General features: G+C 27.5%; 15 protein-coding genes. 2 read left to right on the plus strand and 13 right to left on the minus strand.

Annotated features, from left to right (window positions below):
- Positions 1-119: 119 nt before the first annotated feature.
- The 13 genes from gatB to cobO form a co-directional block, all read right to left on the minus strand.
- Positions 120-1550 carry an Asp-tRNA(Asn)/Glu-tRNA(Gln) amidotransferase subunit GatB gene (gene gatB / locus BUA19_RS06810; protein ID WP_072725014.1) on the minus strand — a complete coding sequence of 477 codons (1431 nt, stop codon included), beginning with the start codon at positions 1548-1550 and terminating at the stop codon, positions 120-122.
- Between the two features lie 14 nt (positions 1551-1564).
- Complete coding sequence (gatA, locus tag BUA19_RS06815; protein WP_072725016.1) at positions 1565-3022, minus strand: Asp-tRNA(Asn)/Glu-tRNA(Gln) amidotransferase subunit GatA; 1458 nt, start codon at positions 3020-3022, stop codon at positions 1565-1567.
- Between the two features lie 14 nt (positions 3023-3036).
- Positions 3037-3321: an Asp-tRNA(Asn)/Glu-tRNA(Gln) amidotransferase subunit GatC gene (gene gatC, locus BUA19_RS06820; protein ID WP_143145388.1), complete on the minus strand. Its 285-nt coding sequence runs from the start codon at positions 3319-3321 to the stop codon at positions 3037-3039.
- 72 nt (positions 3322-3393) lie between these two features.
- Complete coding sequence (gene ligA, locus BUA19_RS06825; protein ID WP_072725018.1) at positions 3394-5415, minus strand: NAD-dependent DNA ligase LigA; 2022 nt, start codon at positions 5413-5415, stop codon at positions 3394-3396.
- Positions 5416-5616: 201 nt separating this feature from the next.
- A complete protein-coding gene (locus BUA19_RS06830; protein WP_072725021.1) occupies positions 5617-6177 on the minus strand; it encodes an HD-GYP domain-containing protein in 561 nt (186 codons plus the stop codon).
- A 29-nt stretch (positions 6178-6206) separates the two neighbouring features.
- Positions 6207-8201: a methyl-accepting chemotaxis protein gene (locus BUA19_RS06835; RefSeq protein ID WP_072725024.1), complete on the minus strand. Its 1995-nt coding sequence runs from the start codon at positions 8199-8201 to the stop codon at positions 6207-6209.
- A gap of 299 nt (positions 8202-8500) precedes the next feature.
- Positions 8501-9274: a response regulator gene (locus BUA19_RS06840; RefSeq protein ID WP_072725026.1), complete on the minus strand. Its 774-nt coding sequence runs from the start codon at positions 9272-9274 to the stop codon at positions 8501-8503.
- A 2-nt stretch (positions 9275-9276) separates the two neighbouring features.
- Positions 9277-10437, minus strand: coding sequence for a transcriptional regulator (locus BUA19_RS06845; protein WP_072725028.1), 1161 nt, complete (start codon positions 10435-10437; stop codon positions 9277-9279).
- A gap of 124 nt (positions 10438-10561) precedes the next feature.
- A complete protein-coding gene (locus BUA19_RS06850) occupies positions 10562-11503 on the minus strand; it encodes a phosphoglycerate dehydrogenase (RefSeq protein ID WP_072725030.1) in 942 nt (313 codons plus the stop codon).
- A gap of 55 nt (positions 11504-11558) precedes the next feature.
- Positions 11559-13703 (minus strand): ferrous iron transport protein B, encoded by a 2145-nt coding sequence (gene feoB / locus BUA19_RS06855; RefSeq protein ID WP_072725032.1) that lies wholly within the window; start codon positions 13701-13703, stop codon positions 11559-11561.
- A gap of 15 nt (positions 13704-13718) precedes the next feature.
- A complete protein-coding gene (locus BUA19_RS06860) occupies positions 13719-13955 on the minus strand; it encodes a FeoA family protein (RefSeq protein WP_072725034.1) in 237 nt (78 codons plus the stop codon).
- Between the two features lie 136 nt (positions 13956-14091).
- Complete coding sequence (locus BUA19_RS06865; protein ID WP_207645978.1) at positions 14092-14721, minus strand: hypothetical protein; 630 nt, start codon at positions 14719-14721, stop codon at positions 14092-14094.
- Between the two features lie 191 nt (positions 14722-14912).
- The gene (gene cobO / locus BUA19_RS06870) at positions 14913-15422 is read right to left on the minus strand and encodes a cob(I)yrinic acid a,c-diamide adenosyltransferase (RefSeq protein ID WP_143145389.1); all 510 of its coding nucleotides are present in this window, start codon (positions 15420-15422) and stop codon (positions 14913-14915) included.
- Between the two features lie 417 nt (positions 15423-15839).
- On the opposite strand from cobO, the gene BUA19_RS06875 reads away from it, so the two are divergent.
- Both BUA19_RS06875 and BUA19_RS06880 read left to right on the plus strand, forming a co-directional pair.
- Positions 15840-16727 carry a sulfite exporter TauE/SafE family protein gene (locus BUA19_RS06875; protein WP_072725045.1) on the plus strand — a complete coding sequence of 296 codons (888 nt, stop codon included), beginning with the start codon at positions 15840-15842 and terminating at the stop codon, positions 16725-16727.
- Positions 16728-16839: 112 nt separating this feature from the next.
- On the plus strand, positions 16840-18072 hold the full coding sequence (locus BUA19_RS06880; protein WP_072725047.1) for an aminopeptidase: 1233 nt from the start codon (positions 16840-16842) through the stop codon (positions 18070-18072).
- Positions 18073-18076: the final 4 nt, after the last annotated feature.

Consider the following 18076-nt stretch of genomic DNA (forward strand, 5'->3'; position numbering starts at 1 on the left):
TTATATATAAAACTATTCTTTTTTGTTTTTAATAAATATTATATTGTTTTTATTATTATTTGTGCAATTACAATTCATATTCAAACTTAATACAAAAAAAGAGTGGAAAATTTTCCACTCTACATATTGTCGATTAATTCTACTATTAACTTATTTACAATTTGAGGATTTGCTTTCCCTCTACTTGCTTTCATTACTTGACCAACTAAAAATCCTAATGCTCTATCCTTTCCATTTTTATAGTCTTTTACAGATTGCATATTTTCTTTTAATACATTCATTACCATATCTTTAATAGCACCTTCATCTTGTATCTGAACAAGACCTTTTTCTTTTATGATATCCTCAGGTTTTTTTCCAGTTTCAAACATTTCTCTAAATACTTTTTTACCAGCATTATTATTTATCTTACCTTGTGAAATTTCATTTAATAAATAAACAAAATCTTCAATAGTAAATTTAAGGTCATTTAAAGTTATTCCCTCATCATTAACTCTTCTTAAAAGTTCTGTCATAATCCAATTACTTATCATTTTAGGATCATTGAATTTTTTAACGACTTCTTCAAAATAATTTGCAATTTCTTTAGTTGACGTTAAAATTTTAGCATCGTAATCAGGCAAAGAATACTCTTTTATAAATCTGCTTCTTTTAGCATCAGGAAGCTCTGGAAGATTTTCTTTTATATTGTTTATAAATTCTTCACTAATTTTAATATCAACTATATCAGGCTCTGGAAAATACCTATAATCCTGAACATTTTCTTTACTTCTCATACTTATAGTTTTATTTTGACTATCATCCCAACGTCTTGTTTCACGAGCTGTATTTTCGCCTTTTTCTAAAAGTTCTCTATGTCTTATTTCTTCATATTCCATGGCTTTTAACGCTGCTTTAAATGAATTTAAATTTTTAAGTTCTACAATATTAGACTTTAATCCATCTTCTTTTACAATGTTTATATTTACATCACATCTCAAAGAACCTTGTTCCATTTTAACATCTGAAACTTGAGTAAAAAGTAATATTTCCTTTAATTTTTCTAAAAATTTGTATGCTTCTTGTGGTGAATTCATATCCGGTTCTGTAACTATTTCAATTAAAGGAACTCCACTTCTATTGTAATCAAGTAGTGTATCTCCACTTATATCGTGAAGCGATTTTCCTGTATCTTCTTCTATATGTATTCTTCTTATTCTTATTTTTTTAGTAGTTCCATCTTCTTTTTCTATCTCTATATACCCATTAGAACAAAGAGGAATATCATATTGAGATATTTGATATGCCTTTGTAAGATCTGGATAAAAATAATTTTTTCTATCCATCTTAGTTTCTCTCGCTATCTCACAATTAAAGCTAAGTCCAGCCATCACTCCATACTCGAGCACTTTCTTATTAAGAACAGGAAGTGATCCTGGAAGTCCTAAACAAACAGGACAACAGTTTGTATTTACATCTGCACCAAATTCGTTTTTACATCCACAAAATATTTTAGTATCAGTTAAAAGTTCTGCATGTATTTCAAGTCCTATAACAGTTTTATAACTCATAATTTCACCTCCAATTATAAACTTGCTCTTTTATTTTTAAAATCCGTAGCACATTCAAACGCATAAGCAACCTTTAACATCGTAGCTTCATCAAAATGATTTCCTATTATTTGCATTCCTATAGGAAGTCCATTTTTAAATCCACATGGAATAGACATTCCAGGAACCCCCGCTAAGCACGATGGAACAGTACATATATCTTCCATATACATAGCCATAGGATCTGATGTTTTTTCTCCTATTTTAAATGCAATATTAGGTGCTGTAGGAGTTATAATCACATCTACATCTTCAAATGCATTGACAAAATCATTTTTTATTAATGTTCTTACCTTTAAAGCCTTTTTATAATAAGCATCATAATACCCTGCACTAAGCGCATAAGTTCCTATCATTATCCTTCTTTTAACTTCATCTCCAAACCCTTCACTTCTTGATTTTTTATAAAGTTCTTCCAAAGAACCATATTCTTTCGCTCTATATCCATATCTAATACCATCAAATCTAGCGAGATTTGAACTTGCTTCACTAGGAGCAATTACATAATATGTAGCTATTGCATAATCTGTATGAGGAAGAGATATTTCTTTAACTTCAGCTCCCATTTCTTTTAAAAGCTCTACTGATTTTAACACTGCATTTTTAACATCTTCATCTACACCTTGTCCAAAGTATTCTTTTGGTATTCCTATTTTAATTCCTTTTACATTATTATCTAAATACTTTGTATAATCAGGAACTTCAATATTAGCACTTGTTCCATCCATATCATCTTTTCCTGCTATTTCTTTTAAAACCAAAGCACAGTCTGTAACATCTTTTGTAAATATACCTATTTGATCAAGTGATGATCCAAAAGCTATAAGTCCATATCTCGATATCCTTCCATACGTAGGTCTAAGTCCAACAAGACCTGTAAGAGAAGCTGGTTGCTTAACAGACCCTCCAGTATCAGAACCCAGCGAATAAAAAGCCTGTCCAGCTGCAACAGCCGATGCAGACCCCCCAGATGACCCACCAGGAACTCTAGTTAAATCCCATGGATTTTTAGTATTTTTAAATGCTGAATTTTCAGTAGAAGATCCCATGGCAAATTCATCCATATTTGTCTTTCCAACCATAACAGCTCCAGCTTTATTAAGTTTTTTCACAACTGTAGCATCATAAGGAGGTATAAAATTTTCAAGCATTTTAGACGCACAAGTAGTTTTTATTCCATCAGTACAAATATTATCTTTCACAGCCATAGGAATACCAGCAAGTGGAGATAATTTTTCCCCTTTTTCTATTTTTTTATCCACTTCCTTGGCTTTATTTATTGCATATTCTTCAGTTACACTTATAAAAGATTCAACTTTTCCTTCAACTTCCTTTATTCTATTCAATACACTTTCAGTAAGTTCAAGTGATGTTATTTCTTTATTTTTTATTTTTTCACTTACTTCTTTTAAAGTCATTTCATATAATTTCATTATTTCACTCCTTTCTAATCTAGTACTTTAGGTACTTTAAAACATCCCATTTCTTTATCTGGTGCATTTTGAAGTACTTTTTCTCTATCTAAAGATTTTTTAACTTCATCTTCTCTAAATACATTAGTAAGATTAATAGGATTATATGTTATATCAACGCTTTCAGTATCAACACTTTTAAGTTTTTCCACATAACCTAATATATCACCTAATTTTTTTGATATACCATCCATTTCCTCTTCTTTAAATTCAAGTCTACATAAATTTGCAACATGCTTTACAGTATCTTTATCTAACATAATTTCACTCCTTTCTAACAAAATACAATAAAAATTATACCTTTTTTAGTCAAAATAATCTAGGCTACTTCCTTATTTAATATAATTTTCTACCTCTTCTTTTGTTTTTAATGTAATCAAATTGTCAAAAGTATTTTCATCTATAACTTTAACTCCTAACGAATTTGCTTTATCAAGCTTTGAACCAGCTTCTCTCCCCGCAAGCACAAAGGTTGTCGATTTGCTCACACTCGAAGTTACTTTACCACCAAATTTCTCTATTATCTCCTTGACATCATTTCTTTTATATTTTTCAAGAGTTCCAGTAAGTACTATTTTCATTCCATCAAATATTCTAACCACACTTCCATCTTCTCGCTTTAATGATTTTAAATTCACTCCAGCATTTTTAAGTTTTTCTATAACTTTTATATTTTTTTCATTTTCAAAAAACTGAACAACACTTTGAGCCATAACACTACCAAATTCTTCAAGTTTCACCAAATCTTCCTCTTTTGCATTCATCAATTCATATATATCTTTAAAATGATTAGCTAAAATTTTAGCCCCTTTGTTTCCTATATATTTTATTCCAAGCCCAAATATAAGTCTTGACAAATCATTATTTTTAGATTTTTCTATTGAGTTTATCAAATTTTGAGCTGATTTTTCTCCCATTCTTTCAAGCGGAATTAAATCTTCCTTTTTTATGTAATAAATATCAGCAACATCATTTATCAAATTTTCCTTTAACAGTAAAGTTACTATTGACTCTCCAAGGCCCTCAATATTCATAGCATCTCTTGAAACAAAATGAATTATCCCTCTTCTTATTTGAGCTGGACAAGATATATTACTGCACTTAGTCGCAGCTTCTCCTTTAATTCTTACAGTTTTTTCCCCACATTCAGGACATTTTGATGGCATATTAAATTCTATTTCACTTCCATCTCTTTCATCAAATACTACCTCAACTACCTCTGGAATTATATCTCCAGCTTTTTGTATTATAACCATATCTCCTATTTTAATATCTTTTTGTTTTATATAATCTTCATTGTGAAGTGTAGCTCTACTTACCGTAGAACCTGCAATTTTTACTGGAGTAAGTACAGCTGTAGGAGTAAGTGTTCCCGTTCTCCCAACTTGTACTATTATATCTAAAAGCTTTGTCTTTTTTCTTTCAGCTGGAAATTTATAAGCTATAGCCCATCTAGGACTTTTAGCTGTACTTCCTAGTTTTCTTCTTTGTTCTAAATCATTTACTTTTACAACAATTCCATCTATATCAAATTTAAGATTTTCTCTATTGTCTTGCCAATATTTTATATAATCTATAACTTCATCTATATTTTTACAAACTTTATAATTAGGACTTATCTTAAATCCCATACTTTTTAAATATTCTAAACTTTCACTATGACTCTTAAACTCTATTCCTTGTATCCATTCAAGATTAAATACAAATATATCAAGAGGGCGTTTTGCAGTAATTTTAGGATCAAGCTGCCTTAAAGAACCCGCTGCTGCATTTCTAGGATTTGCAAATAAACTTAATCCTTTTTCTTCTTGATAAGCATTGAGTTGTTCAAATTTATCTTTCGCAATAAACACTTCTCCTCTAACTTCTACATTTATATTTTCTTTCAACTTTATTGGTATAGATTTTATAGTTTTAAGATTAAGCGTTACATCTTCTCCTACTTGTCCATCTCCACGAGTTGCTCCTAATTTAAAAATACCATTTTCATATGTTAGTTTTACCGAAAGACCATCTATTTTAAATTCCACTACATATTCTATATTTTCTGTTATAACACTCTTTATTCTTCTATCAAAGTCTATTAAATCACCCTCTGAAAAAGCATTAGAAAGACTAAGCATAGGCACTTTATGAGCCACTTGATTAAATTTTTCAAGTGCTTTTCCTCCAACTCTCTGCGTAGGAGAATCTTCTTTTTTATAATCAGGATATTTTTCTTCAAGCTCTATAAGCTCTTTCATCAACATATCATATTCATAATCTGAAATTTCAGGGTCATCTTCTACATAATATTTATGGTTATGATAATTAATAATCTCCGTAAGTTCATCTATTTTCTTTTTTATATCCATTTTCATCACCTTCCAAAAATCATTTCACATATTAAGCCTAAATTTTATTTTAACATTTGTAAATATTATTTTAAACAAACACCTGAAATATAATATCCTTTTTAATTAAATTAGCACTGCCGGCCTAGCCGACAGTGCTAATTGTTAATACTCTTAATACCCCATTCAAATAAACTTCATGTATCGCTATTATATCATATATTACTCATTTATAACCTTTAATTTTTTTAAATTACGACTATCAACTTCCAACATTTCTTTAAATTTTAAATATATATTTATATCAAAATTATTTACTTCCTCATCCATAATTTCTATAATTTTTTGAATATCAAAGTTTTTATTAAGACAATTATCAGTCATTAAAGTATCATATGCATCTATTATTCTTATTATTCTAGACTGTATAGGTATTTTATATCCCTTAAGATTATACGGATATCCTGTTCCATCAAAATTTTCACAATGATGCATTATTCCTTTAATTACATATAAAGGCATTTTTTTCTCTATCGCTATACTTGTAGATAATAAAACATACATTTTTTTATAAACATCTTCTTTTTGAGTAATCATTTCTTTTTTATTGAGTATTTTAAAATCTAAATATTTTTTACCCATATCATGATTTAGACCCACTAAATAAATATAATCTATTTCTTTTTCAGATAAACCTATTTTTTGTGCAAGTTTTTTAGCTAAAGAAGCTACTCTATATCCATGTTCAATTATCTGTTCTTTTTTTCTTAGAATCATGACCATTAATCAACTCCATCTTTTATATAAATTATCTACATTTTAAATTTCTCTATTTGATAATTAAGTTTTAAAGAAAGTTCATTAAGTTTTTCTGCATTTTTAGCTACTTCTTCAACTGTCATAGATTGTTGCTGAACTGATGCTGTAACTTCTTCTGATGATGCTGCTGTTTCTTGTGATACTGCTGATATATTTTCTATAAAATGAACTATCAAATCTTTATCACTTGTTATATTATGTATGTATTCATTAACTTCCTCTATATTTGTTGTTATATTAGCTATTGAATTTGATATCTTTTCAAATGCAGTATTTACATCTTCAACTGACTTTGTCTGATTTAAAGAAACTTCTTTTACTTCTTTCATAATATCAACTGTATTTTTACTTTCTTCTTGAATAGCATCTAATATTTCCTTTATTTCATTAGTTGCATCACTTGAGCCTTCTGCAAGTTTTCTTATTTCATCTGCTACTACCGCAAATCCTCTTCCTGCTTCTCCAGCACGTGCTGCTTCAATTGATGCATTAAGTGCTAATAAATTCGTCTGTTCTGCTATGGATTTTATTGTGCCTAGTATACCTTCTATATAACTAGATTTTTCGCTCAATTGATTTACTGCACTTTCTATTTTATCAATAGAATTATTATTTAAATTTGTTTTTTCTTTTAATTCTTTTACAACAGATACACCTAATGTATTTATTTCCATTATTCTATTTGCATTTTTAAGCATATTTTTACTATTTCTTGCCAAATTGTCAAATTTGGCATCTAAATCGCAAGCTATTTTTGCTCCTTTTTCAGCATCTTCTGCCTGATTATTAGCACCATTTGCTATCTCTTCAACAGTTCTTGATATTTCCTCTGCTGATGCACTAGCTTCTTCTGACGTAGCCGCTAAATTTGTCGCAGCATCCATTACTTCTTCACTTACATCTTTAGCATCTGACAAAAGTGCTTTTACATTTTCTATCATTATATTAAAATTATCAGCTAATACTCCAATCTCATCATTAGATTTAACATTTGTCTGTACTGTTAAATCTCCATTTTTTACTCTATCCATATCTTTAACTATTATTTCTATTGGTTTTGTAATATTATTTATATATCCTATTCCTATTGCAGATGCAATTATAAGAGAAATTAGAGTTATTAAGATAGTATTAAATAGTATAGGACTTGTTTCTTTTTTTATTTCATCAACATGTACTGCTGAAAAAACTGTCCATCCTAATTCTGGTATTCTCGTATATGCAGCAATTTTTTTAGATATACTTCCATCACTCTCTTTTAATTTATACTCTACATATCCATCTTTAGTATTATCTAATATTTTTCTTATTTCCGGAACACTCACTTCTTGTCCTATTTTTTCAATATTTTTATGAGATACAAATTTTTTATTCGAATCCACTATACATACATATCCTTTTTCTCCCACTTTTATAGAACTTATTTTTTTAGATAATACATCTAATGATACATCTATTCCTATTACACCTACTAAATTATTTTCATTTTCATAAACAGGCACTGCACAAGTAATCGTCAAATTTCCAGTAACTAAATCTTCATATACATCAGTAAAAATAGCACTTTCATTTTCTACAGCTTTTTGATACCATACTTTTGTTCTTGGATCAAAATCGCTTTCTAAATCGCTTTGAGGGTACATTCTAAATTTTCCATCTACAGTAGCCATATATACATGTAACACTCCATCATATGTTTTAATATATTCCTCAAAATTCTTCATTATCCTTTCTTCGTATTCAGGGTGATCAATTACTTGTTGAAAATCACTATTATTACTAAGCGCATACGCACTTTTCTTATATTCTTCATAAAATTCTTCAACATATAAATTTATTTGATTATTTGATTGAATCAAAAAATTTTTAAATTGTTTTTGCATGCTATTTTCTGCTTTTTTATAAGACATAATTCCAGAAAATACAAGAGGTATTATTATTAATGCTAATATTAGTATAATTAGTTTTGTTTTTATACTAGATTTCATAAAACCATTCCTTTCTTTAAATTATTTTTAAACAAAAAATGGTCCATAATAAAAGACATATTTCAGTCTCTTATTATGGACCATTTGAATTGCAAATATATTATTTGATTCAAATAGTTACTCCATAAAATATATTCTATTTTAAAACAAAACCTAGTAAAAATAGCTTATATATCATATATCTACTTTTACTAACCAGGTATTGAAAATTTATACTTAACATCTAAACTAATTTTATCATTTAATGTATTATTTTGTCAAATATATATTCAAAAAAATTTTTCTTTTATTCAAATTTATTAATAGATATCAAATATTACTCTCTCATATTTTTCCCTTGGACATACCTCTATCTTTTCTAATACTATTTTCCTGTTTATAATATCAGCTATTTGATTTTCAATTTCAGATTTTGTATTTATATATATGTTTTTTCTTAATGTTTCTATAGTTGTAAAGCCATAACCAGATGATAATAAACTTTCTTCAATAACAGTTAAGTTTTCTTTTGATAATATTTCTATTTGTTTTCCTTTTATGAGAACTTGAATACACTTTGCCCCTTTACCTGTAACCTTTTTAAGATATTTTGAATATAAATTTCTAATTTCAAGTTCCAACTGATTTTTCTTCTCATCCGTTAAAATAAATTCATTATCAAGTACTAATATATTTTTATTACTTTCTAATTCATCAATAACTATATCATTTAAACTTTTTAATAAAGCATCTATGTCTATAGGTTTTATTAAATATTTTTCTATTTTCAAATCTACAGTGTCTAAAATAGTTTTTGAATCTGATAAGGCTGAAGTTATAATAACAGGACATTTAGAGCCGTTACTTCTAATTTTTTTCATCATTTCAATCCCACTCATATCCGGCATTACTAAATCAGTTATTATTATGTCTGGTTTATGCTCAATAAATTGTTTTATTCCTTCTTCTCCGTTTTCAGCTAATATAATTTTACCTACTCTTTTTTTCAAAAATCTAAACACTTGATTTCTTGTAATAAGTTCATCTTCTACATATAAAATTTTTATATTTTTTAATATATTTAAACTCTTCACGTTTAAACCTCCTCAATACTAAAAGGGATATTCAGTAGTATTCCTTTTTCTAAATTATCATCCATTAAACTAATTGTTCCTTTCATTCTTTGCTCAACTATATTTCTTATAATCATTAAGTTTTTTAGATTTAAATCTATTGTTTTATACTTTTGTTTATCATATATTAATCTAATTTCAAAATTGATAATCTTATTATTTGAATATATCTTCACATCTAAAATTCTGTCATTAATATCCAAATACTCCTTGCACCACTCAATCATATCACAAAAAATATGATACATAAGTTGCGAGAATTCATTAGGACAACCATACATATTAATTTTTTCTTCTGCATTTATGCTTATTTTTATATTATCCTTTTTTATTTTTTCTTCCATAATCTCAAAAGTCAAATCAATACATCTTTTCATTTCAAAATGTTCATTTTTATCTGAAAGTTCGAAAAAAGATTGGAACTTGTCTATTTTTTTAGATAAACTTTTCATTATTTCCCACATTTCTTTATAATAATCCTCTAAATCAATACAATATTTACATTCGTCTTTTATTTCATCTATTAAATTTAAAATACAAAAATTCAGACTATTAAGCGGTTGTCTCCACACATGTGATAAATTTGAGATTATATCTGACATACTTGTTATCTTATCATTATATATCTTAACAGCCTCTTCCTCCTTTAAAGTTTGAATCTCCTTTAAATACTTTGTTGCATTTTTAATCACAACAAACATTTTCGTCATTTCATTATCTTCAACAAAAGGATATAATGTAATTTCCATATAATTAGCATCTTCTTCAATTGCAATTTTTTTATCAAATATAATGCTACTTTTTCCATTCTTATTTTTTATATAAAATTTCACACTTCCCTTTGTTTTGCTATTATATATTCTTAAAGCTACTTCATAATATAACTTTGCCGAACTATATTCATATATATCAAAAATATTTTTTCCTATTATATCTTTAGACTTTATTTTTAAATATTCACTATCCTTAGTATTTATATTTTTTATATAAAATTTAGGTTTTTGATTCTCTTCTCTTATTTCCACTTCTAATGTTAATTCTATAAGTTTATCTACATCACATATAAGACTATCCATTTTATGTGGTATATGTTTAACTTTTAATAAGTTCACACTTTCGTTCAAAATTTTCTCCCCTTCATTATACATAATTATAATTTAATGTCAATTTACTATTATACTATATATATGAATAATTTCAAATTTAATTTGTGAAAAATAAATCCCCCACATTTATGTGAGGGACTTTTTAATATCCTCTATTTAAATCTACAACATTAATCAACTCTTCATTGTTTTTATATCTTTTTAAATTTTCATATATATACTCAAATCTTCTCTCATTTCTTTTTTCTGATATCCACGAATTATGCGGAGTTATAATAACGTTTTCAAAATCCCAAAGTGGACTTTCTTTTGAAAGAGGTTCCTTTTCAAACACATCTAGTGCAACTCCCATAAATTTATTATCAGCTAGTTTTTCAATAAGTGCTTCTTCATCTATTATATTTCCTCTTGATATATTAATTAAAATAGATCCGTCCTTCATTTTATCAAGCCTTTGCATATTTATTAAATGATGTGTTTTTTCTGTATAAGGAATAGCTAAAACTACCACATCACAAATTTCTAAAAAGCTATCTATTTCATTCATAGAAAAACACTTATCAAAATAATCAATTTTTCTTCCACTTGTATTTAATCCATAAATATTAACGCCAAATCCTTGAAGTCTCTTTGCTCCTTCTACAGCAATAGTTCCAGTTCCTATAAATCCTACTGTTTTCCCGTAAAGTTCCATTATATTAGTATTAATTTTCCATATCTTACTTTTTTGTCTTTCATAAAATTCTCTACTATTTTTGTATATTTCAAGAATTTTTAGTACTATCCATTCTCCCATAGGAATACTATATCCGCCCTTATTATTAGTCAAAATAATTCCTTTTTTCTTTATATAATCAAGTGGAGCTTGATCTATTCCAATACTAGAAAGCTGTATTAATTTTAAATTTTTTAATTTCGTTATATCTAGTGTTTCAAATGGATTATAGCAAACTAAAATATCTACATCCTCTACTTCCTTTGTGTTAGTAATTTCTCTTTCATAAACATATACTACTTCATATCCTAATTTTTTAACACAATCCATTTTTTCTTTTCCATAATCATATGTGAATAGCACTTTCATCTTAAAAATCTCCTCCAACAATAAAATATATTTATAATTATATCCCATATTTATTTTAATGAAAAGCTAATATAAGCTTTGATATCTGTGTAGTTATAAAACACACTGAAATTGCAACTAATGTCGGCATCAATGCAGCAAATACTGTCCATTTAACACTCCCACTTTCTTTTTTTATAGTCCAAAGAGTTGTTCCACAAGGAAAATGAAGCAGTGAAAATAACATAACATTCAAAGCTGTAAGAAAAGTCCATCCATTAGCTATAAATAAATCTTTCATAGCTGATAAACTATCTAATTCCAACATAGCCCCTTCTGACATGTAACTCATAATAAGTATTGGAATTACTATTTCATTAGCAGGAAATCCCAAAATAAACGCCACTAAAATAAACCCATCAAGACCTATAGAATTTCCAAACGGTTGTAAAAACGAAGCCATATGTGCTAATATGCTTTTATCTGCTATTATAACATTTGCAAAAATCCAAGTTATAAATCCAGCGGGTGCTGCTACTACAATTGCACGACCTAACACAAAGATAGTTCTATCTATTATAGATGTATATATTATTCTTCCTATTTGAGGTTTTCTATAAGGAGGTAATTCTAATGTAAAAGAAGATGGAACTCCTTTAAGTATTGTTTTTGATAAAACCCATGAAACTATTAAAGTTATTACAATGCCAAATAAAACTAAAATAGATACAAAAAATGCAGCAACTAAAGTAGAATTTTTACTAGCAAATGCACTACCTACAAATATAGATGCTATTGCTATTAACGTAGGAAATCTTCCATTACAAGGAACAAAATTATTAGTAATCATTGCTATTAATCTTTCTCTTGGAGACTCTATAATTCTACATGCAACTATACCGGCTGCATTACACCCGAACCCCATACTCATAGTAAGAGACTGTTTTCCATGTGTACCTGCTTTTTTAAATAATCTATCTAAATTAAATGCAACTCTAGGTAAATATCCTAAATCCTCAAGTAATGTAAAACAAGGAAAAAATATAGCCATAGGAGGAAGCATTACAGATATAACCCACGCTAAAGTTCTATACATACCAAGTACCAAAATTCCATGAAGCCACTTAGGTGCATTTAAGTTGATAAATAACTCTGTAATTTTTCCTTCTATTCTAAATAAAAAATCTGCAATTATAGCTGATGGGATATTAGCTCCTGATACTGTTACCCAGAAAACTAATCCTAAAAGAATAAACATTATTGGGTATCCTGTAATTTTTGAAGTTAGTATATCATCTAATTTTTTATCCCAATCTATTTTGTCATCATTATTTTTTTTGACTACGTTTTTTACAATTTGTTCAGCTTGATTGTATATATTACTTACCATATCATCTCTAAATTTATAACTGTTTTCTACATTAACTTCATTTATTAATTTTGATAGTTGTTCTAATTTATAATCTACATCTTTCTCTTTATACATATATCTATAAATTGAATCAATTATTGTTTTATCTCCTTCGATAATTCTTAAAGCTACCCACCTTAAATCAATTTTATCATCTAATATATCTTTTAGTTTAAAAACTATTTTTTCAATTTCATTTTCTATATTTAATGAGTATGTTATTTTTTTTGAAGTAAATGTTTCAATTTTCAAAGCGACATTATACACTTTATCCATGAGTTTTTCAAGACCTTCTCCTTTTCTTGCACATGTTCCTACAACAGGAATGCCTAATTCTTCTTCAAGTTTTTTTATATCTACATCTATTCCTTTTCTTTTTGCTTCATCTAAAAGATTCACACAAAGCACTACATTATCAGTAAGCTCCATCACTTGAAGTACAATATTTAAATTTCTTTCAAGACAAGTTGCGTCCGCTACTACAATAGTAGTATCTGGCTTTCCAAAACATATAAAATCTCTTGCCACCTGTTCTTCAACAGAATTAGCTAATAACGAATAAGTCCCTGGAAGATCTACTAGTATAAACTTTTTATCTTTATGTTTATAAACCCCTCGAGCATTAGATACAGTTTTTCCCGGCCAATTACCAGTATGTTGTTTAAGCCCTGTTAAAGCATTAAAAACTGTACTTTTACCGACATTGGGATTTCCAGCCAACGCTATTACTAATTCTTCTTTAGCTTCAATATCCATATCAAAATCCTCTATTAAAACCGATCTTTTACAAGTTTCACATGTACACCCCACAATACTCCCCCCTTTCTATTTATCTATTACTTGAACCAAAATTTTACTTGATTCTTCTTTTCTAAGTGCGATTACAGCCTCCTTTATCTTATACGCTATTGGATCTCCTAGAGGACTTTTTCTTATAGCTGTTATAACCGTTCCCGGAACAATCCCTAAATCCAATATTCTCCTTCTTGAAAGCCCTTCACTTAATAAATTTGTAACTCTACCTCTATATCCTATTTCAAGCTGCGAAAGTTGAACTATCATAATTTTTCCCTCCTAAATTAGCCATGGCTAATTTTAGATAAATTTGTTCACAATATAATAATATGGTTTTTATATGAATTTTGTTCCACATGAATCGTTTATTTTCAAACAAAAAAAGCCTCGATTAATACGAGACTTAAAAAATTTTAGCACTAACAAATTGTTCTTTATATTCAACTATATCTTCTTTACTATGAACAAGAGGCTCTTTAATTTTAAGTAGTACTACTTTTATTATAGATTTATTTTTCTTAATTAAATTACTCTTATATAAAATTGTGTATTTTATTTTAGAAGAATTATTTTCAATAATGCTGTCAATTTGTGCACAATCCTTTGGCAAAAATTCTTCAACTAATCTTAAAACTTCTTTCATGGTTAAAGTATTGTGCTTATGAAATGTAATAAAAATACTATCTACCTTTTTATAACTTTTTTTATATTTACTTAAATTATATTTAATACTAAATATATTGTAATTCCAATTAACTTGATTATATTCACATGTATTTTGTGTATAAACAATATAATCATATCCAAATTCACTTTTTACACTATTATCAATTAAACTATAATATCTTTTTACATTTTCTTCATAATCACACAACCCATTTCCATTAGTAGTCACTTTATTTAGCATAATGAGTTTTTCTTTAATATAGTTTTTAATATTGTTAATATAATTCATACATGTATTTACATACTCATTAATATCCTCTTTTGACAATTTAACTTCTTTTTCTTTTACAAATTTTGATATAAGCAAAATCAAAATTCCAAAAAGAAAACATATAAAAACAATTCCAAATATACTAAAAATCCCTCTAGCTATAATAAGAACTATCCCTAAAAAAAACACAAAAGAATTAAATAATAATTTTCCAATTAATAAAAATAGTATTATTGACAATACAGCTATTAAAATAGGAATTTTAAACACTTCCTTTCACAGCTTATTTACCTTTCTATCCCTTCTCTTGCGAGTACACCTTCATTATAATAATGCTTTATTTCCTTCATCTCAGTAACAAGATCTGCAATTTCTATTATTTCTTTAGGTGCATATCTACCTGTAATTATCACTTCTACATGCGGTGATCTATTTTTTATTATCTCAATTACATCTTTAACTGAAAAAAGATTAAAATAAAGCGCAATATTAAGCTCATCTAAAACTACAATATCATATTCTCCATTTAAGAGTATTTCTTTAATTCTTTCAAGCCCTCTTACCGCAAAATCTATATCCTCCTTATCTGGATCTTTATTGATAAAACACCCTCTACCAAATTGCTCTATATTGAAATTCGGTAAATACTTTGTAGAATCTATTTCACTATACTTCATACCCTTTACAAATTGACCAAAAAACACTTTTTTCCCTGCACATATAGCTCTTAAAGAAAGACCTAATGCTGCAGTAGTTTTTCCTTTTCCATTTCCAGTATATACATGTACATATCCCACATCACTCACTCCTTTAGATTTAATATCTACTTTAATAATACTAAATACTTATTGTAAATGAAAGTAAATAATCACGTTAAATAATGTTATTATTTTAACAATATTTACCGAATAATCAATCTTAAATATTCATTATTGTAATAATTTTTTAAATATATTGTAAAATTCATTTTTTAATATAATTTTAAAATATTCAAACAATATTTATTTTACATATATTTTTTTTAATAGAATCCATACAAATATTGAAATACATAGTTTTCATATATTCAGACAAAAAAATCATAATATATTAAAATATGGTAGACGCAACATCAAAAATCATATATAATCTAATTTGATGAAACCGCGGTTGATAATTAAATAACTAAAAAACGTTTTCATAATACTAAATAACAAACAAAAGGAGAGTATAAAATGACAAAAGTACTTTTAGGAATTATTATTCTTTCTGGAATACCATTTGCATTAATGCTTTTTAAAGCTTATTTTAAAAGAAAAGCTGAAGGAAAACTCGAAAAAGAAAGCTTTATACAAATTGGTTTAATTGGAGCTTTTGCAAATTTCTTCGATACTTTAGGATTAAGCAGTTTTGCTATTGAAACATCTTTATTTAAAAACTTCAAATTAGTAGATGATGCAAAACTTCCTGGAACATTAAATGTAGGTGCTACAATTCCAACTTTATTTCAAGCTTGTATATTTATAGCGTCTATTAAAGTTGAACCTCTAACTCTATTTTCTATGATTATAGCAGCTCTTATAGGAGCAATCGTTGGAGCTGGACTTATATCAAAATTGCCGAAAAAAACTATACAGCTTGCAATGGGAATTGCACTACTTACCATGGCGGTAATTTTAATTGCAGATCAATTAAAACTTCTTCCTGTTGGTGGAAATGCCATGGAGCTTAGTGGTAGTAAACTTATTATTGCTATAATTGGTAACTTTATATTTGGAGCTTTAAATACATTAGGTATTGGACTTTTTGCTCCATGTATGACTCTAGTTTATATGTTAGGTATGGCACCAATAGCCGCTTTTCCTATAATGATGGGCTCTTGTGCATTATTACTTCCTTTTGCAGGAATGAAATTTATAAAAGAAGATGCTCATTCTGCTAAAGCTTCAATGGCAATTAATACAATGGGACCAATAGGTGTTTTAATAGCTGCATTCTTAGTTAAAAAAATGGATATTCATCTACTAAAATTATTATTAATATTTATTGTTCTTTATACTACAGTAATGATGTTTAAATCTTACAAAGAAAATGTTTCTATATCTAATAAAAACATAGCTTAATACTCAATAAAGAGCAAAAGAATTCAAATTTCTTTTGCTCTTTTACTTATATTATTTATTTTTGTATAATTGAATTAAAGTAACTAATAATAAAAATAAAAGGGGTGGAAAAATGAATAGTTTCAATAATACTCTTCAAAAATACGCAGATCTTACAGTAAAAATTGGAGTTAACATACAAAAAGGTCAAACTCTTGTTATAAATTCTCCAATAGAATGTGCAGACTTTGTAAGACTTGTAGCAAAATCAGCTTATAAAGCAGGTGCTAAAAATGTGCATGTTGAATGGAATGACGAAGAACTAAATCTCATAAAATACTTAAATGCACCAGAAGAAGCATTTAAAGAATTTCCTAAATGGAAAGCTGAGGGATATGAAGAACTTGCCAAAAATAATGCTGCTTTTCTTTCAATTTCAGCATCAAATCCTGAACTTTTAAAAGATGTTGATCCTAAAAAAATTGCCACTGCTAACAAAACAAGATCTATTGCCCTAAAAAAATATAGAGAATACATAATGAACAGTACTGTTTCTTGGTCAATAGTTTCAATCCCTACAAAAGGATGGGCAAAAAAAGTATTCCCCGATCTTTCTGAAAATGAAGCTATCAAAAAACTTTGGGAAAATATATTTAAAATAGTTAGAGTTGATAAAGAAGACCCTATTAAAGAATGGAACAAACACTTAGATAATATGGATAAAAAAGTTAAATTTCTAAACGAAAAAAAATTTAAAAAACTCCACTTTATTTCAAAAAATACAGACCTAACTATTGAACTTCCAGAAAAACATCTATGGGCTGGTGGTGGAGAATATAATGCAAAAGGCACTTACTTTGTTGCTAATATTCCAACTGAAGAAGTATTTACATTGCCATTAAAAACAGGTGTAAATGGTACTGTTAAAAATACAAAACCTTTTAATTATGCAGGCAACTTAATAGATAATTTTACTTTAACATTTAAAGACGGTAAAATTGTCGATTTTTCAGCAGAAAAAGGGTACGAAACATTAAAAAAATTAATAGAAACAGATAAAGGATCAAGTTATCTTGGAGAAGTTGCTCTAGTACCTCATAATTCACCGATTTCAAATTCTAATACAATTTTTTATAATACATTGTTCGATGAAAATGCATCTTGTCATTTGGCTCTAGGAATGGCTTATCCTATTTGTATTGAAGGTGGAAGCAAAATGAATGAAGAAGAACTAGAAAAAGCTGGTGCTAATAGTTCTTTAATCCACGAAGATTTTATGATAGGATCTAAAGACCTTGATATAATAGGAGAAACAAAAGATGGAGAAAAAATTCAAATATTTAAAAATGGAAACTGGGCATTTTAAATTT

The organism is Tepidibacter thalassicus DSM 15285 (assembly GCF_900129915.1).
Taxonomy (GTDB): domain Bacteria; phylum Bacillota; class Clostridia; order Peptostreptococcales; family Peptostreptococcaceae; genus Tepidibacter; species Tepidibacter thalassicus.

What these genes read in the sequence shown, in the direction of transcription:
- BUA19_RS06860 (WP_072725034.1), bottom strand. Translation starts at nt 13,955, where the DNA reads ATGATAGTTCAACTTTCGCAGCTTGAAATAGGATATAGAGGTAGAGTT.
- BUA19_RS06875 (WP_072725045.1), top strand. Translation starts at nt 15,840, where the DNA reads ATGACAAAAGTACTTTTAGGAATTATTATTCTTTCTGGAATACCATTT.
- BUA19_RS06835 (WP_072725024.1), bottom strand. Translation starts at nt 8,201, where the DNA reads ATGAAATCTAGTATAAAAACAAAACTAATTATACTAATATTAGCATTA.
- gatC (WP_143145388.1), bottom strand. Translation starts at nt 3,321, where the DNA reads ATGTTAGATAAAGATACTGTAAAGCATGTTGCAAATTTATGTAGACTT.
- gatB (WP_072725014.1), bottom strand. Translation starts at nt 1,550, where the DNA reads ATGAGTTATAAAACTGTTATAGGACTTGAAATACATGCAGAACTTTTA.
- BUA19_RS06850 (WP_072725030.1), bottom strand. Translation starts at nt 11,503, where the DNA reads ATGAAAGTGCTATTCACATATGATTATGGAAAAGAAAAAATGGATTGT.
- BUA19_RS06880 (WP_072725047.1), top strand. Translation starts at nt 16,840, where the DNA reads ATGAATAGTTTCAATAATACTCTTCAAAAATACGCAGATCTTACAGTA.
- gatA (WP_072725016.1), bottom strand. Translation starts at nt 3,022, where the DNA reads ATGAAATTATATGAAATGACTTTAAAAGAAGTAAGTGAAAAAATAAAA.
- BUA19_RS06830 (WP_072725021.1), bottom strand. Translation starts at nt 6,177, where the DNA reads ATGGTCATGATTCTAAGAAAAAAAGAACAGATAATTGAACATGGATAT.
- ligA (WP_072725018.1), bottom strand. Translation starts at nt 5,415, where the DNA reads ATGGATATAAAAAAGAAAATAGATGAACTTACGGAGATTATTAATTAT.